At 47.0% G+C, this 22,200-nt stretch carries 20 protein-coding genes; 4 read left to right on the forward strand and 16 right to left on the reverse strand.

Going from position 1 to position 22,200, the window contains the following annotated elements; translation table 11 throughout:
- Positions 1-11 precede the first annotated feature (11 nt).
- The 11 genes from BN6628_RS12665 to BN6628_RS12715 all read right to left on the reverse strand — a co-directional run bounded on the left by BN6628_RS12665 (position 12) and on the right by BN6628_RS12715 (position 13,065).
- Entirely contained in the window at positions 12-392 is a 381-nt protein-coding gene (locus BN6628_RS12665) for a DUF1048 domain-containing protein (protein ID WP_068617924.1), read from the reverse strand.
- Between the two features lie 12 nt (positions 393-404).
- The gene (locus tag BN6628_RS12670) at positions 405-752 is read right to left on the reverse strand and encodes a DUF1048 domain-containing protein (RefSeq protein WP_068617925.1); all 348 of its coding nucleotides are present in this window, start codon (positions 750-752) and stop codon (positions 405-407) included.
- Positions 749-1,057, reverse strand: coding sequence for a PadR family transcriptional regulator (locus tag BN6628_RS12675; RefSeq protein ID WP_316245822.1), 309 nt, complete (start codon positions 1,055-1,057; stop codon positions 749-751). The genes BN6628_RS12670 and BN6628_RS12675 overlap by 4 nt, the downstream gene beginning before the upstream one ends.
- Before the next feature lie 199 nt (positions 1,058-1,256).
- The gene (locus BN6628_RS12680) at positions 1,257-5,396 is read right to left on the reverse strand and encodes a carbohydrate-binding protein (protein ID WP_068617928.1); all 4,140 of its coding nucleotides are present in this window, start codon (positions 5,394-5,396) and stop codon (positions 1,257-1,259) included.
- Between the two features lie 413 nt (positions 5,397-5,809).
- Complete coding sequence (locus BN6628_RS12685; protein WP_068617930.1) at positions 5,810-6,106, reverse strand: putative quinol monooxygenase; 297 nt, start codon at positions 6,104-6,106, stop codon at positions 5,810-5,812.
- Positions 6,107-6,116: 10 nt separating this feature from the next.
- Positions 6,117-6,755 carry a nitroreductase family protein gene (locus tag BN6628_RS12690; RefSeq protein ID WP_068617932.1) on the reverse strand — a complete coding sequence of 213 codons (639 nt, stop codon included), beginning with the start codon at positions 6,753-6,755 and terminating at the stop codon, positions 6,117-6,119.
- A 24-nt stretch (positions 6,756-6,779) separates the two neighbouring features.
- Entirely contained in the window at positions 6,780-7,181 is a 402-nt protein-coding gene (locus BN6628_RS12695; protein WP_068617934.1) for a MarR family winged helix-turn-helix transcriptional regulator, read from the reverse strand.
- 248 nt (positions 7,182-7,429) lie between these two features.
- A complete protein-coding gene (locus tag BN6628_RS12700) occupies positions 7,430-8,983 on the reverse strand; it encodes a hydantoinase/oxoprolinase family protein (protein WP_068617936.1) in 1,554 nt (517 codons plus the stop codon).
- Entirely contained in the window at positions 8,976-10,079 is a 1,104-nt protein-coding gene (locus BN6628_RS12705; protein WP_068617938.1) for a DUF917 domain-containing protein, read from the reverse strand. The genes BN6628_RS12700 and BN6628_RS12705 overlap by 8 nt, the downstream gene beginning before the upstream one ends.
- Positions 10,080-11,345 carry a cytosine permease gene (locus BN6628_RS12710; RefSeq protein ID WP_068617940.1) on the reverse strand — a complete coding sequence of 422 codons (1,266 nt, stop codon included), beginning with the start codon at positions 11,343-11,345 and terminating at the stop codon, positions 10,080-10,082.
- A gap of 136 nt (positions 11,346-11,481) precedes the next feature.
- On the reverse strand, positions 11,482-13,065 hold the full coding sequence (locus BN6628_RS12715) for a PucR family transcriptional regulator (RefSeq protein ID WP_068617942.1): 1,584 nt from the start codon (positions 13,063-13,065) through the stop codon (positions 11,482-11,484).
- Between the two features lie 393 nt (positions 13,066-13,458).
- Here BN6628_RS12715 and BN6628_RS12720 point away from each other — a divergent pair, with 393 nt between their 5' ends.
- Entirely contained in the window at positions 13,459-13,698 is a 240-nt protein-coding gene (locus BN6628_RS12720) for a helix-turn-helix transcriptional regulator (protein ID WP_068617944.1), read from the forward strand.
- Complete coding sequence (locus BN6628_RS12725; protein ID WP_068617945.1) at positions 13,688-14,038, forward strand: DUF2178 domain-containing protein; 351 nt, start codon at positions 13,688-13,690, stop codon at positions 14,036-14,038. Before BN6628_RS12720 ends, BN6628_RS12725 begins: the two co-directional genes overlap by 11 nt.
- A 103-nt stretch (positions 14,039-14,141) precedes the next feature.
- Here BN6628_RS12725 and BN6628_RS12730 read toward each other — a convergent pair whose 3' ends face one another.
- The 3 genes from BN6628_RS12730 to BN6628_RS12740 all read right to left on the reverse strand — a co-directional run bounded on the left by BN6628_RS12730 (position 14,142) and on the right by BN6628_RS12740 (position 16,968).
- Positions 14,142-14,735: a DUF1349 domain-containing protein gene (locus tag BN6628_RS12730; RefSeq protein ID WP_068617948.1), complete on the reverse strand. Its 594-nt coding sequence runs from the start codon at positions 14,733-14,735 to the stop codon at positions 14,142-14,144.
- Positions 14,736-14,770: 35 nt separating this feature from the next.
- Positions 14,771-15,367: a sugar O-acetyltransferase gene (locus BN6628_RS26845; protein WP_068617950.1), complete on the reverse strand. Its 597-nt coding sequence runs from the start codon at positions 15,365-15,367 to the stop codon at positions 14,771-14,773.
- Between the two features lie 356 nt (positions 15,368-15,723).
- The gene (locus BN6628_RS12740) at positions 15,724-16,968 is read right to left on the reverse strand and encodes a DUF418 domain-containing protein (RefSeq protein ID WP_089153551.1); all 1,245 of its coding nucleotides are present in this window, start codon (positions 16,966-16,968) and stop codon (positions 15,724-15,726) included.
- Between the two features lie 170 nt (positions 16,969-17,138).
- Here BN6628_RS12740 and BN6628_RS12745 point away from each other — a divergent pair, with 170 nt between their 5' ends.
- The gene (locus BN6628_RS12745; RefSeq protein ID WP_068617951.1) at positions 17,139-17,867 is read left to right on the forward strand and encodes a response regulator transcription factor; all 729 of its coding nucleotides are present in this window, start codon (positions 17,139-17,141) and stop codon (positions 17,865-17,867) included.
- Positions 17,864-19,651 (forward strand): sensor histidine kinase, encoded by a 1,788-nt coding sequence (locus BN6628_RS12750; protein WP_068617953.1) that lies wholly within the window; start codon positions 17,864-17,866, stop codon positions 19,649-19,651. Before BN6628_RS12745 ends, BN6628_RS12750 begins: the two co-directional genes overlap by 4 nt.
- 175 nt (positions 19,652-19,826) lie before the next feature.
- Here the strand turns inward: BN6628_RS12750 and BN6628_RS12755 are convergent, their stop codons facing one another.
- On the reverse strand, positions 19,827-21,059 hold the full coding sequence (locus tag BN6628_RS12755) for an RICIN domain-containing protein (protein WP_068617954.1): 1,233 nt from the start codon (positions 21,057-21,059) through the stop codon (positions 19,827-19,829).
- 272 nt (positions 21,060-21,331) lie between these two features.
- Positions 21,332-22,195, reverse strand: coding sequence for a glucose-1-phosphate thymidylyltransferase RfbA (rfbA, locus tag BN6628_RS12760; protein ID WP_068617956.1), 864 nt, complete (start codon positions 22,193-22,195; stop codon positions 21,332-21,334).
- Positions 22,196-22,200 lie beyond the last annotated feature (5 nt).

Here is a 22,200-nt window from a genome sequence, read left to right on the forward strand (position 1 = left end):
TATTCCCCCTTTTATTTTGTTTTATCCGTAACCTTTTTCATGGCCTTGCTTACTTGTTGGTTAACCGATTCTTGATAGATGTCCATGTAGGTCTTGGAATCTTTGATTAGATCGTCGCAAAAAGCCGCTACGTCAGTGCCCGTCACTTCGAGCACGCCTTTTCCCGAGGCTGCGCCCTCTTCAAACAGATCGACGATGCCCGACAGCAGCCCCGCCCCCTTGGTATGGTCAAGTCCATGATTGGACTCTACTGTCAGTTCGACAGGGCCGACCTTAAAGAGATATTTTTGAATTTCTTTATAAACAATCTGGTAGTCCTGCGGCAGCGCTTTGACACGCGCCACATGCGCCCGCCACTCTTTTTTGCCTTCGATGATATCCCGTATGTTCATTATGATTTCCTCCTATTTGCCTAATTTTTTTGCGACATTATTGTTGAGCTGCTCGCGCCACTTGTCGCGGTAGGACTTCGCCCCTTCTTCGCCGGCCAGTGCTGAACAGAAGCCTTTGATATCGTCGCCCAGCACCTCTTCGACGCGCTGTCCTTCCGCCGCCGATTCTTCGAGCAGGCCGAGCACGCCATCGAGGATCGGCATCAGGTTGCGACCCGAGAAATTGGAGTACGACCAAAGATGTTCATTAATTTTTTTCCATGCCGCTTGATAATCGGCCGGCAGTTTTTTGACCCGCGATTCAAAAGCTTTCATTTCTCTGGTCATGTCGCTGCCGGTGATTTTGTCCCAAAAATTCATTGTATCTTCTCCTTTAACTCGTTAATTTTTGAGGATACGAACTCCCACTTTTCCCAGAACTTCCGCAGTTCTTCATGCCCTGCATCATTGATCGCGAAAAACTTTCGCGGGGGTCCCATGTCGGAGGGCTTCTTGGTGATCTCCACTAACTTGTTTTTTTCAAGTCGGACCAAGATGGTGTATACCGTTCCCTCCACAACATCTGAGAAGCCGAGGGCGTTCAGCCGCCGTGTAATTTCGTAGCCGTAGGTTTCTTTGCGGCTTATAATTTCAAGGACACAGCCCTCAAGCACGCCTTTAAGCATTTCCGTAAGATTTTCCAGCACAATCACTCCTTGCTATTCTGTAATACTGGTATGAAGTATTACTTACTACTGCTATAAAGTAACACGTAGTAGTGGCGTTGTCAATAGTGATGACATAATTTGGGCTACATTAAAATAAAAAAAGCCTAAAGCCTGAATAAATCAGGCTTCTCAGGCTCTTAAAAATGTACCATTAGGCTCAGAAACTTTGAGAAACGCTCCACACCTCAACGAGTGCGTTAATGCTGCGATTGAGCATGGTTCTTGCTTGTTCGGAAACTTTTTCCTGACTCTTCTCTTTATTCAGCTGTTTCAGTAAATTCTCCAAATGCTTGATCCCCTGCTTCCAGTCCGGTTTGTTCCTGCTGACCGCATCGGCTGCATGCTCGAGCTCTTTATCCAGCTGCTTCCAAGTCTTCTTGTCTAACTGACCGGCTGAGCCAAACCATTCCAGCAGCTTTCCGATGGCAGGAGTGTTGATGGGGGTAGGGAGAATCGTGAAATTGTCGTAGCTCGTTTCATTCATGAACGTCCGCATACCGACCTTGCCGTATGTGAATGGATTGCCGCTGCGGTCGGTGTAGTCGATAACCGGCTTGCTCATATCATCGACAAACACTTGGATGCGGGCACCTTGCGCAACGACTTTTACATGCTTCCATACCCCTGTCATTACCGTGAGTGGAGCCCCTGTCAAATAGGTCCAGCTGTAATTCAGCTTGCCGAGATGAACGCCCTCTTTGTTCAGGTAGGCAACATATCCCTGTACGAAATCCGCATTGTTCTGATTCAGCTCCTTGCCGTGAGCCGGGTTGCTCGCCCGGAACAGGATACCTCCGTCACCTGTATTGCTAATGAGCTTGATATCAGACTCTACGCTGTAATTCGACCAATTGGCATCTCCAATCAACGTTTTCCCGAAGCTGCCCACCGCTGCCTGATATTCGCCGATATGAGCAACCTTTGGTACGGCGGGATTTTGGTGAATGCGTATTCCTTGGAAGTCGAATTCACCTTTCACGGTTTCGACCTTCAAAGTATGTTCGCCCGCCGGGAGATAGACGCCTTGCTTCGTTGTTGTCGCCCAATCTTCCCAGGTCACAGAATTCGGAATGTTGACTTCCCCGGTTAGATCAGTTGTATCGTCCAGCCACAGCCGAACCTTAGCACCGTCCATCGATGTAGCGGTCACAAAGTCGATGTTATATACACCGGCTTTGGCAATATCTACGTTGTAGGCCAGCCATTCCCCGGTAGCGTTCCACCCCACATTATAACTGCCGCCCGCATTTCGGCGGATATCGACCGCATCATTCCGGTATTCCGTACCGATGTTATCAGGTGTCAGATCATGGTAGCCCGTACCTTCGCCGCCTGCTCTATAATCAACAGCCTGAATAAATCCGGGCAGCACGTGCGGCTTATCGAACTGGGTGAACGACATTCTCGTCATGTCGAACTCGCCTTTGACAATTTCGACCTTCAGTTCATGATCACCGGCTGGCAGCCTGATACCGGATTTCGTCACCGACTTCCACTTATTCCAGTCGCCGGAAGCAGGAACGTCCAATATGCCTGTCAGATCCGTCGCGTCATCCAGCCACAGCCGGACTTGTGCATCCTTGAACGTCGTAGCTGCCCACAAGTCAAGATCGTACAGTCCTTCTTGCGCAACGTTGATATTGTACTTCAGCCATTCGCCTGTTTGATTCCAGCCTACGATCTGATCACCCGATGCAGCGGATCGAATGTCGACGCTTTCGGTGCGGTATTTGCCTCCAATGTTCTCAGGTGTCAAATCATGGTAGCCTACCCCTTCGCCGCCAGGCTTGTAATGCTCGGATTCGATGACGCCGGGTACGGGTATTGGCTGATCTGTCCTCGTCATGGCTATACTTGCAAAATCAAACTCTCCGCGTACCGTTTCGGCTTTCAACGTATGTTTACCTGCTGGCAGGGTAACACCGGATTTACGCACCACATTCCAAATGTTCCAGTCACCGGTCTTTGGAATGTCTACGATACCGGTTAGATCTGTCGTATCGTCCAGCCACAGCCGAATCTGACCTCCATCCATCGTAGTAGCCACTTTAAATTCTGCGTTGTAGGTTCCGGCTTTTATTACGTCAATGTTAAACTTTAGCCATTCACCTGTCTGGTTCCAGCCAACGTTGAAACCGCCGCTGACCGGATTGGAGCGAATGTCGACCGAATCTCCTCTGTACTCGCCACCAATGTTTTGAAGTGTATTATCGTGATAACCGACACCCTCGCCGCCGGAAATATAGTGAACCGTACCGATCTCACCAGGGATCGGATGATAAGCATCGTAAGCCTGCTCCTCCCTGGCCATGTCGCTCTTCACGCTCCAGAAACCTTCAAACCGCTGCCAGCCGTCATCCTGGCCATCATCGAAGTTATCATAGAGAACTGGAACGTCCACGTGCCGATGGAACGACAGCTTATCCAGTGAGGTCTTGCCTGATACGGCAGTGACCTTCAAGGTATGCACACCTGCCGGGAGAGCTATCCCACTCAGCTGTGTGGTTTGCCATCCTGTATCAGCAGTGTCAGTGTCTCCTGCCAGCTCAAACTCGCCCAGCGGCTGTCCACCATCCAATGTGAGCTGTACCTTGCTGCCCAGGGCTGCATCCTTATAAGAAAGGTCGATATCGTATTTGCCTGTTTCCGCGATGTTCAGCCGGTATTGCAGCCATTCGCCTTTTTCGAAATCGGTAATATGTGAAGTGCTGTCACCAGCTCTGGCTGTATCCATGCTATCTCCGCGGTAATCGCCGACTGTACCCGGTGTCAGGTCATGATACCCGACCCCTTCGCCGCCTGACAGATAATGAACAGCCTCGACCTGACCCGGAACCGGCTTCACGGCGTCAAAATCACTGCTCCCGTTCACGTCGTTGTTGAAAGCGACATAACCGAAATTCGCCTTCGCATTCTCCGTGACGTAACCGATACTGCCGCCGTCAAGCATGATGCTGCGCGTCTGCTTCAGCATACCGTCGACATAGATTTTGAACGTATTTCCTGCTTTCTCAACCCGGATATTGTGCAGCTTCTTATAATCGTATCCTTCCGGCAGCGTACTCGTCACCCATCCCAGATCGGTGCCATTCACCCGGAACTGCGTCTGCAGCGAATTGCTCGACGGATTTAATAGCGCTGTGCCGAAATTGTTATCATCTTTATAGGAGAATACTGCCCCGAGCCGCGGACTGCCGGTATTGCTGGACTCAGCAAGCTGCAGGTTGAATTCTGCTGTATAGTTACCTTCGGTCTCAGCCGTGGTCAGCAGTCTGCTTGTGCCGACGGCTTGCTGCCTCAGAAGTCCGGAATTAATGCTCCAGCCGACACCGTCCGCATTCTTCCACGCCGGGCTGAGTTCCGCACCCTTGAACCGATCCTCGAAATCCGGCATCTCCGGATCCGGCTGTATGGTTGCCGTTGGTCCGAGTACCGACATTTTATCCCCGTTGAACACGATCCGGTCCATTCCCAAATGGCGAAGAGGTCCGACAATACCCTTACCTTCAAGATTGTGGTAGATAATATAACGGGCATCCAAGTTCGGGCCAACGACAACTGTATTATGGCCGAGACCGACAGTCGGACCTTCCGTACTGATTAGAATCGGGTTATCCGTATCACGCACGAACCCCGTAAGCGGGTTGGAGCTGACTGCGTAGTCGACCCGATAGCCTTTGCTGAATACATGGTTGCCGGTATACGTCATATAGTATTTACCGTTGCGCTTGAACAACGTAGAACCTTCCGTCCAACCGTTCATGCTCGCACCTGTTTTCACGCTGCTGCCGATCATGGTCGGCGTTGGCATCGCAGCCGCAAGAATTCCCTCCTCGTTCGCATGGTAGAAATACCACTTGCCATCATCGTCAATAAAGACGTTGCCGTCGATCGAATGGCCCAAATTGCCCGTCTGCACGGTGAACGGACCGGTCGGACTCTCGCTGCGCAGCACGTAATGACCATTCCCGGCAGGAGACGTATACATGTAGAAGTATCCGTTCCAATAAACGACTTCAGGGGCGTAAGCTCCCTTCGTAACCGGATCGGTTGCGGCCAATCCCCCATAGCTCCAGTGTACAAGGTCTGGCGAGCTCCATACTTTGACTCCGATATCGGTATCTCTCGTACTGACATATAAATAATATGTACCGTTAAACTTCAATACATAAGGGTCGCCAAGACCATATTGTCCCCATTCGTCCGGCAGCGATGCCGGGTTCTTATAGGCGAATGCCGCCTGAGGGGCAATCAAGAGCAGCACACACAGGATGACCGCAATACTTCGTTTTAACATCAAAATTATCACCTCACTATTTTATTAAAACGCTTTCACAGATGAATGATCTTATGGACATTCACCTGCTCTCATGATCACACCACCTCAATTCATCCAATATATTTAGAATACATCGTGAGTATATCGGCATCTTCCAAGCTAAGTCAACGATTTATTTCAAAATTCTTGAATAAATCAATGATATAATCAATTTATCGGATTTTGATACAATATTATTGTAATAAATACGATACCGTATATTCATCTGGTTAGATCAAGTTTTGAATTATACTGGCAATAGGATCATGTTCTTTTCCTCGACAATTAGTACAAAAAAACAGCACCCATCTATTAGCTGGGAGCTGTTTTTGTTGTTTTGAACTGTGTTATTCGTTAGCTTGAACACTTGCATTTCATAAGCTTCAATGATCTCATTTGCTAATGGGTTGACCAATAAAAGCTTGAACATTTAGTGGAGCTGTCAAATACTTTGGAGCTTTGGTTACGAATGCTTGAAAATGGCTGCTTGCATTGTGAGCTTCTACTGCTTCTTGGTCCTTCCACTGCTCGACCATGAGATAAGTGTTGTCCTGATCTGTATCCTTCAGGAGCTGATACGACACATTCCCTGCTTCCGCGCGGGAGGACTCAATAAGTTCTTGTACAGACTCCAGAAATTCTGCTTCTGCTTCGCGGTTTACTTTCATTTCTGCATGGATAATAATCATGGGGATAACCTCACTTCCATTCCGCAATACGGTCAATAGGAAGACGAGTGGTTCTGCGTGCCTCTTTAGCAGCTTTACCTACAGAAATCAGCATGACTGGTACATAACGTTCCTTCTCCATACCAAATGCTTCCGCAATTCTGGATTTGTCATATCCGCCAATCGGATTGGTATCATATCCACGGGCACGAGCAGAAAGCATAAGCTGCATGGATACCAGACCACTATCAACAAGAATCATTTCGCGAAAAGCTTGCGCTGGTATGCGTCCAAAAAGATCCGTATAGTTGGCCATCATCTGATCTTTAATCTCTTGCGGTAAGTACCCTTTTTCCACAGCTGAACCCATAATTTCATCCGCATTGTCAAATGCGTTCATATCACCGAAAACGGCAATGACTGCAGATGAGGTCGTAACTTGCGTTTTGTTGCCTGGTGCAAGCTCTTCAAGCGTCGCTTTACCTTCTGGGCTATCGATGACAAGAAATCTCCAAGGCTGAAGATTAACGGATGACGGTGCCAAAGTCGCTTCTTCCAAAATTTCAGTCATTTCCTCACGACTGATTTTGACCGCAGGATCGTACACTCGCACAGAGCGCCGGGAAGTAATAATTTCTTTGAAATCGTTGTTTAAGGAAGTTACAGTCATGTTATTCTCTCCTAATCTCTATAATTAATTGGTTTTGCTTGTTTCTTTCATCAGTTGAATCTGGTTGTTCAGCTTGCGTAGAACTTGAATAAACCCAAGCCGTTCTGATTCCGTGAGGTCTGCCTGCAGCTCCTCCAGAAACCGATCTTTCTCCGCTTTAAACCACGCTACTTTAGCTTGGCCTTCTTCGGTTAGCTGAACTAACGTAATCCGGTTGTCACTCTCACATCTTGTTCGCAGAAGAATTCCTTCCGCTTCCAATTGCTGAACATGACGGGTCACCGCGGCCGGATCAATAGACACAGCCTTCTGCAGATCCGATTGGCTAATTTGGCCACCTGTCAGTTTGCATAGAAGTTCGAGCCGATTCGGACTAACACCAGCACATCGTTCAAACCGGGTCGCAATATGCTTGTTTAAATGCATGAGCAGGTACAGCAGGTCATCTGTATGGCATGTAGAGATAATAAAGCCCCCTTCATTTCATTGACCCATCAATGGTTGATGGATCAATCATATATCTTTATGATTAGAAAATCAAGTTCCTTCGCAGAAAAAAAACCAACAAGGGCTCCATACAGGGAACTTTGTCGGTTTCATTATTTGTTAAATGCGGTAAATTTATTGATTCTCTAATTTATCTTTGGTTCATATTCTAATCAGCTTACCTCCTCTTACTTCATGTTCCCTACCACTTTCACTCTCAGTCTTGTCGCGTTTTCCGGATGATAAGCGAGCGGGGTTTCTTCCACTTCCACAAGCTCCACCGTATCCGGATCAGCACCAGCCAGAACCGCCTGCTTCACGGCTTTCTCCTGCGCGTCCTTAAGCGATACCTCACGCGGCTCTCTAGAGTAAATATAAATTTGCTCGTATTGTCCGCTGATTTGGGCAATACATGCCCCAATGGCATTAGCTACGCCCCCGTTCTCCGGCTTAATCATGCTGGATACGCCGCGTATCGTGTCCGGAATGACCACGCTACCGCCGCCAACCAGCACCAGCTCGACGTCTCCCGAGGAGGTTTTCATTTTATCAATGGCCTGCTCAATGATCGAGCCAATCTCCGCTTGTACACTTCTCGCAAAATCCTCATTCAGATGTTCCACCAGGCTCTTATCCCCGACATCTGCGAGCCCTAACCGTACGGCAATATCTGTTGTCGTAAGCGTATTTCCGCCAAAGACCAGTGCTTCCTGTCCGATCCTGTAGCCTACACTGTCCGGCCCAACTGTAATTTGACCGTTGTCGTCCATACGCACGATACTGCCTCCGCCGAGTCCAACAGAGATAATATCCGGCATGCGGAAATTTGTGCGGATTTCGCCAACCTCGACTGCTACCGACGATTCTCTCGGGAAGCCGTCCTGTAATACACCGATGTCCGAGGTCGTTCCGCCAACATCGAGAACCATTGTATTTTTTATTTTCGCCAAGTAAGAAGCTCCTCGTATGCTGTTCGTGGGTCCGCAAGCGATGGTCAGGATCGGAAATTGTTTAGCGTAATCAATGGACATCAGAGTCCCGTCATTTTGGCATAAGTACACAGCCGCATCAGAGATCCCTTCTTCCTCTAACGCTTGAATGAATCCCTGGGTCGTCGTTTCGATGACCTTGCATAATGCAGCATTCAGGATCGTTGCATTTTCCCGTTCAATTAAACCAACCGAACCGATCAGGGATGAGCAGGATACCGGAAACGCTGGGCCATACACTTGTTGGATAAGATCGCGGACCTGGAGCTCCTGGTCATTCTTAATCGAAGAAAATACGCCGATGACCGCAATGGACTCCACATTGTCACGCCAATCCTCTAACAGTGTACTAATTTCAGCTTCATCGACTGTTCCCAGTACTTGGCCGTCGTATTCATATCCGCCATGCACAAGAGCATATTTGCCTGACAGCTTCTGAATCATATCTTCAGGCCAGGACGTGTACGGAGGAACCGAAGCCGTGGCGGGATAACCCAGACGAATGACGCCGACTTTGGCAAGCTTCTTGCGTTCAACAATCGCATTTGTGCACTGTGTCGTACCTAACATGGCATGCGTAATCTGGTGTTTATCGATGCTTGCTTCCTGGAGCAGGTTACGCAAGGAAGTTTCAATCCCTGTTTTGATATCGAGGCTTGTCGGTGATTTCACCGCATGAACCAGCTGATAATTCTGATCCAAAATGATGGCGTCTGTGTTGGTGCCGCCCACATCGATCCCGATTCTATACATTTTTAGCCACCGCCTTCTTCACTAATTCCTCAATCGGAACATAATCGTAATCATATCCGAAGTATCTTGGACCTGCCGTTTCGATTCCTTTATCCGTTCTCCATTTCTCATGAGCAGGCAATCCAACCACTCTTACACGTTTGCCGTATTTCAGACTCTCTGTGGTCACAGGCGACAGCGTGTCGTAATCAACCAGACAGATCAAATCCGGAGTCAACGCGGCCACTTGACCGTTCATTTCAGCGACCAGGTTTTCATTTTGAAAATGAACCTTCATCTCTCCGCTCTTAAACGCCTCGATTCCTTCAAGATGCATCTGGCCGAGGTTAAAGCCTCCCTTGGTTTCACGAATGACATCCACGATTTTGCCTTGGAACAGCTCATAGCCGGATACAAGGGCAAGCAGCTCTTGAAGTTTATCCTTGGCATCCCGGTTCTTCGAGGTAATGATTTCTCCAATCTGCTCCGAGAGGGTCACGATATGATGAACACCGCTTTGCTTCAATTGAGCTCCCGTTGTTGGGTACAGGCTGACTAGAGTGCTTGCTCCCATTTCCACCGTAGCTACTCTTGCCAGCCGTTCCGTCCATTTATTGTCAAGGGTCTCGAAGATGCCGATATTCCCTTTCTCATCGGTAATCGCCATCGGCGTCGCTGAAATGCCGTCCAGGTTAAATGTCACCATCTGAAGCTCCGGGAATGCCCGCCCCATCCCGTCACAATCGATCAGTGGCAGACCAAGCTGAGCAGCAACGACGATGGGAATCATCGAATTGACACCCCCCGCTTCCATCGGATACGTGCCAGCGATTTGTTCTTTCCCTAAGTAATTCGCTAATTTCTGAAAAACCTTAACAAATTCGTCCCCTTTAGGGAATTTCTCAATCAATACGGAAGGCGCACCCATCATAGCGGCCGGTATAAAGAAGTCTTCATCCTCAATCTCTTCCACCGAGTATAGTTTGACAGGTCCAAACTTCTCGATGGCCGAGAGAGCCATCAATTTGCCGATATAAGGGTCGCCACCTCCGCCAGTTCCTAAGAAGGCGGCGCCGACGGCAATGTTTTCAACAGCTGTTTTATCTATATATCTCATTTAGTTTTCCTCCAATATGACAGTCTTTTGAGCCGATACACGATAGCCGACATAATATACTGCAAAAGAAATGACTATCCCAATCAGCGGTTGATTCGGTACCTGAGGCAGGCTTGGGAAGAATGACAGCACAACAGGGGTACAGGCAATAAGCGCGCCAACCAGCCAGGAAACGACGCCCAGAATATTTACACCGTCCACTTCATGCCAGCGGTTCTTATCCCCTTTGCCAAGCACCCAGTAAGCCGCAATCATCACACCTGCCACCGGTGGAATCATGGCTGACAGGATGGACATAATCGGAGTGAAATAGTTAAGTATCCCGATGACAGCCAGTACTGTGCCAATCGTTCCGGCGATGCCGACGGCCCACTTTTCTTTTTCCTTCGATACGTTGAATACATTAATCAAAGCAATCCCGCCTGATATCGCGTTCACGAGATTTGTCTTCCAGGTAGCCAGAATCAAAACCACCCCGCCGATAAACGGAGTTGTAATACTGAGAAAGGTTGCTGTAATATCGCTGGTTTGGTAAGCAATCGTCAGGACAGCTCCAGCCCCTATCATCAGCAGACCTGCTGGGATGATTCCAAATAGAGCGGCTTTCAGAACATCAGACCTTTGTCTTGAAAATTGCGAATAATCCCCTGCAATGACCGCTCCAAGGGCAAATGAACCCAGAGTTACGGCTAATCCATCTGTAAAGCTCATTGCTCCCGCAGGCTTATAGTTTTGAATGATATGCAGTGAATCCCCGGTCAAAGCTTCGATAAGACCATAGACACTGATTCCCACCAGTAGTGGCACGGCAATATAGCTGATCACCCGAAGCACTTTAACGCCATAGACCGCCGAGGTGACCATGATGAGTCCACAGATGAGAGATGCTAACGGCACCGGAATATCCATGCCGGACACGGCAAGCAGATTGGCTAAGGCCGCACCGCACACATTCGCCTGAATACCAAACCAACCTAGGCACGCGATGGCCAGGATGATGGATAGAATCGTGCGTGACCCTTTTTTGCCAAATACCTGGGCTGCCACCTGAACGGTCGGTCTCCCCAAGTCCGTACTTTGAATCCCCTGTAATATCATGAGCACCACAATGATCGAGTACCCTGCAAGCGTGACGAGCAGTGCCTTGGATAGTCCCATGCCTGTGATCAGCGTATTTCCCACCAACAGACTTGGGATGCTAATGACCGCGCCGGCCCAGATGATCCCAAGGCTGAACCAGGACTGATGTTCTTTAATGACTTTCATATGAGCTTCCCTCCTCAACCTTGTTTTGTTTCGAATAATTTTTACTCATTGTAAAAGAAATGAGGAAAGCCGTCTTTTTCTTAAAATAAAAAAAAATCCGATGTTTTTGTCTAATTCGACAAACATCGGAGGCTGATCAGCTGTGGATCAGACGATAAACCATGCAGGCAGTATAAATTTCATACGATTCCGAATGAATCGTGATGTCATAGCCTAAGAGCTCACTAATTTTTTTGATGCGGTATTTCACCGTATTTTTGTGGACAAATAGAAGCCTGCTGCATTCATCTATGTTCCCCTTGGCATCCAAAAGAAATGTCATCAGCGTTGTCAGGGCATCAGGATCATCCCTAATCAGATCTATAACGGCAAGGCACTCCTCAATCATTTCTTCCCCTTGCTTGCTGAGGTCGATCGCTCGTTTCATGGACCGGTATTCAGCCGACGTAAACAGCTTGCGGCCATGATAGATGCGGTGAACCTTGTTGCCTACACTGTTCACGAGCTGGTACATCCGGCGTACATCCTGTGTGTTCCGCATTCTCGGAGAATACACGATATTTGATATCTCGGAGACAAGACTTGTCGTATCTATATATTCAGCTGCGATTTCAAACTCTTTATATTTATAGGAACAGTTCCCAAGCAGAACCACAATGCACCGATCGATCGTTTGAATGACTGACGTTTTATAATATTGGGAGAGATGCGCCTTTAAGTCTTCTCTGATCGTTTTTTCCTCTGACAAGTCTTGAATATAAACAAGCCACATCATTTGGATCGCTGAAACATCGATGTGAAGCCGACTGGCCAGCCGGCGCATTTTCTCGCTTTCATCATTAACGATGGCTCTGACCAAGGCATATTCGCTGACCTCGTTATGCTTGTCTCCCCACAAATTAAGGGCCACCTGCACAACCTCGCTGATTTGATCCATCGTCTTCGGCGGAAGCTTGCTATTTTCTTTAATGAGGAATAAATAAAGAGCTTCCCCATTCTTCTGATGAACCCGTCTGTATTCCACAAAGCTGGAGAGCTTGGGCATTTCCACCTCTATTCTACTGTTCAAAATCGCTGGAGCCATCGAACGAATAAGTTCCGAAACATCCAGGGTGGAGTTGCGCGGCCACATGACCCGGTTAATGATATCCAGTTTGGAATTGGTAAGCACGATATTGGCTTTCATCCGGTCGGATAACAATTTCAGCGTAATTTCGACGCTCCGCAAGTGCTCCGGCAGCCGGGTTACCTTTTCCAGCGATTCATTCACAAAATGCTCATTCACATTCTGGTTGCTTACAATTGTCTCCATCACTTCATAAATCACTTCATTGTAACGAAGGGAATAGTCGTTTCTTGGCATACAGATGATTATAAAGTCCAGAGAGTCAGCCAACTGAAGGACTTCATCCGGTATATCCGGCATAATGATTCCCACATAGTACAGAATCAGCCCCACTTCACCCAGATCATGCAAGTACTGGATTGTACGGCACTGATGCTCCACGCTGTCCTTAATGGAATAAAATGAGCTGATCACCAGCTCCTCGGCATACCATTCCTCCTGAACGGTTTGAATAATTTGCGAGAAAAAATCGACATCCGCCACCTCAAGCACAGATAAAGAGGACACGGTCTGATGAAGCCTGTTTCTGCCGGCAACCACTTCAGATCCTCTAAACGAAGGCAGCTGCAGCAAATCCTTCACGGTTACTGCCATTCCATCACCACTTTTGTAATCGATTCGTGTTGTTCATCTTCAGCAAATTTGTGCAGAGAGTATTGGTCCATATGCTGAACATTCCTCAACTCATTATAGTGTTCAAAAATGAATCCTACAATGTTCATCCGCGGTAAGGGCAGGAAGAAACAGCGGATAGGAGAATGCGCTTTTCCACAACATCTGTTTAGATTATATTTTCATAACCCATACCTGTAATTAACAAAAGATATTTTTCGCTTATCATGTCTACAATTCTAACGATTTTTGTGCATTTTGGCTCTTTTAGATCTAAGTAGTCTAAGCAAACATAAAGGTATTAAATCACTTTGTATAAGTTTACTTTACTTTTATAAAAATTAAGTTTATAATTTGACTCATGAGGTGATGGTCATGAAGAAAGACTTTGGTGATTCGATATCTAACAAGGTTTATGAATATCGTGTACTTGCCAGAATGTCTCAGCAAGAATTGGCAGAGAAAGTCGGGGTTTCCAAACAAACCATCTTCGTGATGGAAAAAGGAAACTATGTTCCGACTCTGCTGTTAGCTTTTCGAATTGCCGAATTTTTTAATGTAGATGTAAACGATATTTTTACTTATGTGAAAGGAAATGATCAAAATGAAAATTAAGTCTATCTCAGATATCCCTAACGCAATTTTTTACCCTTTAAAATCCTGGGCTGAACAATCTCCAGAAAATTGGAATATTCTCGTTGGATTTGGTGGGTTAATGCTTATTGGAAGTGCGATTTTGACCTATGTATATTATAAGAAGATTGGGCAGGACGACGAACGGACAAATAAAATCTTTTTGAAAAGCAGTTACTATGTGCTGTTGGCCATAATTCTATGTGACATTATTTTTCCTAATGAGTATATGTGGAACATTTTTTTCTTGTTCAAATATGCGCTGGCAATTTTAGCTGGCGGGATTTACCTAGCCGTCCAACATAAAAAGGATTTTTCATAAGAAAGGTCACGGTGAGCAATTTCAAATTATCCTGCCGTTAACTTAATGAAAAAAGGAGCAGATGCCAACGGGCAAACCGCTCCTTTCTATCTTTCACTCTAGTTTATTTCCCCATTCGTATGTTCTTTACAGTCCTATTTTCCAGGGAGTAATTAGAGTAGATTCGATCTCCACCTTTACCCGTAGGTGATTGAGGAACAAAACCAACTTTTACAACTTCATCGACGGGCAGACTAAAAAACCTGGTCATGAAATACTCTGAACCGTCTTGTGAATAGTGAAAAGCAAAGGATCGACCCACTCTCGCAACTTGCAGCCAAACTGCATTCCCTTCAACATTGCTGCCATTAGCATCATCTGACAGCCCGTTTGTAACTACACTTACGATAGCATGAGAATAAAAGTCCGTAAGTTCAAAGCACAACTTTGCCCAGATCGTATCATTCTTCATAACCATAATCGAAGCGGAGTCATATACATCTTTAAAATCATGCTGCACTTTCACTCTCATTACAAAATCTCCTGATATTTCTGTATAGAAAAATGGCGCATTAGAGAGTGATTCCGGGCTGCCGTCCTCTGAAGCTCCATGATTACAGAAAAAGTCGCTATGCTCAGGTGCATGTAAAATCATTACATCATTCTCAAACCGAACACTGCTTTCATTAAGCCATTTGAAATCCTGATATTGCTGCATTGGAATCCTCCTCAGTGTGAGATCTGGGCTTGAGGTTATTCAACAGGTCTTCTCCATGGATTGTCAGAGAATCGGACCGGTCGGATGACTTTACACGGAACTCCGGCCGCAATAGTATTCGGTGGAATATCTTTGGTCACTACACTCCCTGCTCCGATGATGCTATTCTTACCGATGGTCACACCTTGCGTAATCTTAACATCTCCACCAAGCCATACGTTGTCTTCCAGAATGATTGGTGCTGAATACACTCCTTTATCTGCCCGTTCAAAAGGATCTTCCGCATGATTGGCTCCATACAATCCCGCCCTCGGACCAATATAAACATCGTTGCCGATTTTCACTTCGTTACAATCGAGAATAATCATGTCATGATTAATGTACACATCATTACCGATGGAAATATTAAAACCAAACTCACACCGGAAATTAGATTCAATGTATACGTTCTCCCCGACTTCGGCAAACAACTCTTTTAATATGGACATGTCGTATTCATTATAGGCATTGACTTTATGATTGTATTTCCGACATTCCGAAATCGCATGCGCTCTAAGTGCGGATACATCTTTTCCGGCATCATCATACATGTCACCAGAATTAATCATCTTCTTGATCTCTTCGATATTCATAAGCCCTCCTGGTTCTCGTCATTTATGTACTTAAAGCGAACATTCCAACACATCTTACCTAACTTTTTCCAGCTCTGCAAGATGAAATTATATCATCTTGCCGCCGAAGATTAATGTACTTTTGTCTCAAATCATATAACGATATTCCCAATTCGGACTAACTTTCCGTGCAGGAACTTCAACGGGGTTTCCCCAGATTTACCGAGGCCAGAAATCTTAAACTATTTGAATCATACACGAAAAACGGCAGACGTCTCGCGTCTGCCGTCCTCCCTCTCCTGAATGCAATCTCACTTTATACCTGTCCTCAAGCATTTTATCCATCACTTAATACACTAGTTCGGCTCGTGATAGATTCACCCGGCTCTAGTGACGTTGCCTTCGCTTTCTAACGCATTCTGAGGTTTTCGTCTCTTCTTTTTCGGCTGTCCTCTCCAAGAAAGGTAAGTCCAGATGCGTATGACATGTTCGATCGGCCCCCTGCTGAACTTCTTTAAATAGATCGGACTCAACCACAACTGAGTGCAATAAACGGCGATTGCGATAAGTGCCCCAATGAATACGCCGGCACGACCGAATAGTCCTAGGCCGTATCCGTAAAAAATCGTTGTGCAGATCGCGCTTTGCATTAGGTAATTCGTGAGCGAGAGACGGCCAACCGTCTCAAATCTGGCCATTAGGGCAGCACGACGGCTTCCCGTATACAAGAGTGCAAATGCGTAAATGTAGCCAAGTGCAAGAAGCATCCCCCCAAGCGTTTCTCCAATACCGACGCCTGGCCAACTTCCTGCACCAAGCTGCTGGGCCAATACGCCATATGTTTTAAGTATCAGACCTATAGGAATTAGGAACGCGGCACGGCGGGAATATGTACGTCTCATTGCTGGTGGATCGTCAAACGTTCCGATTCTGGCGGCGCGCATGCCAAGCAGAAACATCGGCATTGTGATAAGCGGGGCAAGCACGAGAGCAAGCATGATGAACGTCTCATCTGTCTCCCCAAACGGATCGGCATTATTGCGAAAATCCTTAATCTCCAAATAGCTGCCGCTGCCGTATATGTCCTTGCTTTGCAAGATGTAATTTTGCTTATCCTGGGACATAGCAGTTAGGGGATCTGCTGGATTTGTAGCCGGGAGACCAAGTAACCCCGCACCAGAGAGAAGTAGTACGGCCCACACCAGCAGCGTTTTTGGTTTCCGATTCAGAAACAGGAGCAGGAAGAACCCGGTTATGCCATAAAACGTCAGGATATCCCCTTCCCATAGGAAGGTCGAGTGCAGTAATCCGATAACGAATAGAAGCAGAAAACGGCGGGTTAGATGACACTTCGGTCGTAATTCCCGCTTTTTCAGGCTTTCCGACATCTTAATCATGCCGAACCCGAACATAAATGCAAAGATTGGCATGAAGCTGCCCACCACCGTGATATGCAAGAATGAATAGAAAGCGAGGTCTGCCCCCTTAATCCCAAATAGCTGGGGCTCGCTCTCGCCGAACAGGCCGTACTGGAAAATAAGCATATTCGCCAGTACAATGCCCATCAGACTGAATCCGCGCAGTCCGTCGATTAATTGGACGCGCTTTTTAAATGTACTCAATATCAATCACCTCTGTTCTTCAGCATAACGCCCCGTCCTAAATGAGGGTTAAAGCTTATCTTAACGTTTTCTTAACGCAGGGCACAAAACAGACTGCTCTCTTTAAGCGCTGTTAAGTTTTCTCTGATACAATGTCTAAATGTAACACGAAGATAAGGAGGAAATTCGCAATGAATTCTGCAAAAATTCTCATTGTTGACGATGAAAAAGCCATCTTGCAGATGATCGAGTTCGTGCTGCGCAAGGAAGGCTTCGAGAATATCTATACAGCAGGTAACGCAGAAGAAGGAATGCGGCTTCTGCACGAATACGGCGCGGATATTATTTTGCTCGATGTCATGCTGCCTGATCGGATCGGCTTTGATCTCGGACCGCAGATTCGGTCCAACTCCGACGCGCATCTGATCTATCTGACGGCGCGCACGACGGATCTGGATAGACTGACGGGCTTTGCTGTAGGCGGGGACGATTATGTTACTAAGCCGTTCAACCCCTTGGAAATTGCAGCCCGAATTAAGGCACGTCTGAGACGAGGAGTCGTTGAAACAGCGGTACAATCCGTTGTTGCGCCAAACGTCGATCCCCGGCAACGGTATGATTTCGGGGGCTTTGTCATGGATGAACGCGCTGGTGAGCTGCTTGTCGGGGGCCGGAGTATTCCCTGCCCTGCTCAAGCCTACCAACTGCTGCTGTTCCTGTGCCGAAATCCGAACATCGTTTTTTCCAAAGCTCAACTGTACGAATCAGTCTGGGGCTACGATGGGCTTGGTGACGATAATACGGTCATGGTCCATGTCCGCAAAATACGTGAACGCATTGAACCGGATCCCAGCTGCCCGCGTTATCTTCTGACTATTCGGGGGCTTGGGTATAAGCTCGTGAAAGGCGAGAAGGAATGAAAAAGCAGGAGAAATTTAAACGGAGCCGTATCGCGAGGCGCTTGGGACTTCATTTTACCGCCCAGCTCTTCACTACTTGGCTGCTGGTGCTAGTCATCATTCTAATTTCTTTATTCACCATTATGTACTATATCGGTAATGAACAACTGAAGAGCGACTTACCTTCAGACTTGCTGGATTCGCTATCGGTCGAGACAACGATCGAAGGCGACAGCGTACAGCTTCCTTCTTTCTGGCCTGATCAGCTTAAAAAAAAGGGTTATTGGCTTCAGATCATCAACGAAAGTGGTCAGCAAGTATATGCTTTGAACGTACCAGAGGGTATGCCGGAGCAATATTCTGCTGCAGATCTACTGCGTATTAGTGACACAAGAAGGCTGAATGAATATCAGATCACAACGTTATATGAGGAGATTTTGGGTTCCAGAAATTTATATCTACTCGGGCGGAAAGATTCAGACGGAACAAGGCTTGAAGAATGGTACGAACTGTACTCGAAAAACGGGCAGGTGCCAACCTCGGTGGCTGAAACTCTAAGCGATAAAGCGGAATCGATCGGAGCTTCACTTGTTGTTTTGGACGAGACCGGCCTTATCGTACAGAACTTCGGACTTCCGTCAGACAAGCGTACATACGGGGCACTGGACCTGATTAAATTGCGTCAGCAACCGGCTAAATCGAAATTTGAAGTCTCTTATTATTATGATCCTTCTTCCAAATATACGTGGCTGCTCGAACGGCCGCGAGAGAGTGAAGAACCGACAAACCAGCCAATATTCCGTACGTTCCTTATCATTTCAGTTATCATCGGCATAGCGATTTTACTGCTGTCCCTTGGTCTCGCGGTTTGGCACGGCTACCGATACGGTGGTCCGCTGCTGCTATTCATGAGAGGATTCGAACGAATGGGCAGGGGAGAATACGAGCAGGTCTTTACCGATAAAGAGCGGCGGAAGATTTTCGGCAAAAACAATCGATTTCGCGCCCGCTATAAGCTGTACCATGAGGTAATTGCGGGCTTCTCCGATATGGCGGATAAACTAGCCTTTGCGCGCAGTGAACGCCTGCGTCTGGAGCAATCCCGCGAAGAATGGATGACAGGCATCTCGCACGATCTGCGTACCCCGCTCACAACTATCCAGGGCTACGGTCACCTGCTTGAGAGTGGACAGTTCAGCTGGAATGAGGACGAATTGAGAGAGGTTGGAGGCGCGATCCGCGAAAAAAGTACATATATGTTGGAGCTGCTGCAGGACTTTTCGCTGACATTCGAGTTGAAAAATCATACGCCAGGCGAGAAGCTCGAACCGCTGGAACTAAATGAATTCGTCCGGCGTGCCGTTCTGCGTTATGTTAACGATGTAACACTGCAAAACGTGGCTTTCGATTTCGAAGAAAGTGCAACTTCTCTTCGAATTCTAGCAAATCCAAAGTGGTTTCAACGTCTGCTTGACAACCTAATCTCCAACGCTGTTAAGCATAACCCGCCGGGCACGGAGATTGTACTGAGTCTCAAACGAGAAAGAGAATTTGCCTTCATCACCGTCCGCGATAATGGTGTGGGTATGGATGAGGAGACACAATCTCGCCTTTTTGATCGTTATTACCGAGGGACTAACACTGACGAGGGCATCGATGGAGTAGGACTCGGCATGAGCATTGCTTACGCTGTCGTGGCTGCACACAAAGGAACGATTAAAGTGGAGTCGAACATCGGTGAAGGCACAATCATCAAACTCAGCTTTCCCGAGCTGACGTCTCCCACTTGCGACACGAAACAATAAACTCACAGGTAGAGGTAATGTTAACGCCTTTTATTCTTGTTTTGAACAGGATTTTAATATTATAGAGAAGTGGGATTTCGCCTCACGAATGTTTACATTAATCAAAAAATCACTTAAATAACAATAAAGCAGCGAATTTCCGTTTTGGCGGAAACCGCTGCTTTTGATTTGTGCCTTAATTGATTTTGGTTAAGGCCCATTTCTGGGCATCTGTTCCATTATCTGTCCACTGCTGAACGGCCGCCCCATCCGCTGTGGATGAACCGGATACGTCAACGACGAGCCCGTTAGCTTTGGAAACCAGCTTGTAATAGCCCCCGCCTGCATCAACGATTCTCCACCTTTGCGCGTTCGTTCCATTGTCATCCCACTGCTGCAGCTGGACACCGGCCGCCGTTGATGAATTCGGCACATCGAGAACTTTGCCGCTGTGTACGGCAGTAAGCTTGTAATAGCCGTCACCCGTGCTTTCGATCCGGAATTGCTGGTTGCTGGCCGTATAATTCGTCCACTGCTGGATTTTGGCGCCACTTGCCATGGACACGTCGGTGACATCCATCACTTTTCCGCTAGCCTTGGAGGCCAAGGTATAGACCCCGTTACTGATCGTACTGGACTGGCCATTGTCTTGATACACGCGGACATAGTCCACGAGCATCTGGGACGGGAATGGTGTCGAATTGTTCGGAGCACCCGGCCAGTTGCCGCCGACCGCAAGGTTCAAGAGCAGGAAGAACGGCCGTTGAAATTCTTCAGTGTTGCCGGTACCGTTCTCGATATAGAACTCATTAAATTGCTGTCCGTCAACGAACCATCGGATATACTTCGAATCCCATTCTACGCTGTACACATGGTATTGGGAAAAATCAAGATTGCCCGATTCTTTGCCGTAATCTGCTTGCCCTCCCGCATCCCAGTGGACGGCGCCGTTCACAAAGGGGTTGTTATTAACCCGCTCCATGATGTCCGTTTCCCCGCAGTATGGCCATCCAACCGTGTCGAAGTTGCTGCCCAGCATCCAAAACGCCGGCCACAGGCCTTGTCCTGAAGGCAGCTTGATCCTAGCTTCTATTTTTCCGTACGTAAAGGTTTTGAGGTTCTGCGTTTTGATTCGTGCCGAGGTGTAGTTCATTCCGCCGTAAGCTTCTTTTCTTGCCGTTATTACGAGATTCCCTCCGGTAACCTGCAAGTTCTGCGACCGATCCGTATAGTATTGAAGTTCGTTGTTCCCCCACCCACCGTTGCCAGTGCCAATCTCCGGAGTCCAATTGGAACGGTTCAGCGTGCTGCCGTCGAATTCATCACTCCATACCAGCTTCCAGTTTGGAGCTGCACTCGCCTGATTGACAGGAATTAAAGCAATCATAAGACTGATCATGATGATTACGCATAGTCCTTTTTTCAGCATCTTGTTCCCTCCTCTTCATATTGGGAAAACGTCATAGACACTTTAAAGAAGATCTGACCTGCATCATCAATGAGCTTACAATCGGGACGGAAATCACCTCGCTTTATGTTGGTTTGGCACAGCGTCAGGGAAATCTAGAAGTATAAATCTACTAAAGCAAGCGCTTACACTGCTAGTATATCCGGTTTAAATAACATTAACAACCTTTATTTACATTTATTTGATATAGTAAATTGTTTGATTCAATATGCGGGACTACATATATTCGGGTGTCATTCAGCAATACCTATGAGATATTGGCCATAATCAATTTTACTTAGCGGTTTAGCCAATTCCAATAACTGGTGTTTGGATATATAACCGTTTCGGAAGGCAATTTCCTCAATACAAGCTACATACAATCCCTGTCTTTTTTGAATGGCTTCAATATAATGACTGGCTTCCATTAAGGATTCAATTGTCCCCGTATCTAACCACGCCACACCTCTCCCCAGCAGCTGCACATGGAGTTTTCCTTGCTGCATATAGGCTTCATTCACGGATGTTATCTCCAGCTCTCCCCGTGCAGAAGGTTGAAGCTGCTTGGCTATTTCAACTACATGATGATCATAGAAATACAATCCCGGCACGGCATAATTCGATTTTGGCATTTGCGGTTTTTCTTCAATGGAAATGGCCGTGCCTTCACTATCGAATTCAACCACCCCGTAGGCTCTAGGGTCTTTTACATAATAGCCAAAAATCGTAGCGCCCTCTTGCCTTTGAGCAGCCTTTTTTAGGGTAGCGCTGATGCCCTGTCCATAGAAAATGTTGTCTCCCAGAATCATACAGACCGAATCCGAACCTATAAAGGCTTCACCGATAATAAATGCCTCCGCAAGCCCTTTCGGCTGTTCTTGGATCGCATATTGAAGGGAAATACCGAGTTGGGTGCCATCTCCCAAAAGCTCTTGGTAAAGAAGAATATCTCTTGGTGTAGAAATAATTAATATTTCACTAATCCCCGTTAACATGAGGATTGATAAAGGGTAATAAATCATCGGTTTATCATAAACCGGAAGAATTTGCTTGGACACAGACTTTGTTAGTGGATATAAACGAGTTCCTGATCCGCCCGCTAATATGATGCCCTTCATTTCAA

The organism is Paenibacillus tuaregi, from assembly GCF_900086655.1.
Lineage (GTDB): Bacteria > Bacillota > Bacilli > Paenibacillales > Paenibacillaceae > Fontibacillus > Fontibacillus tuaregi.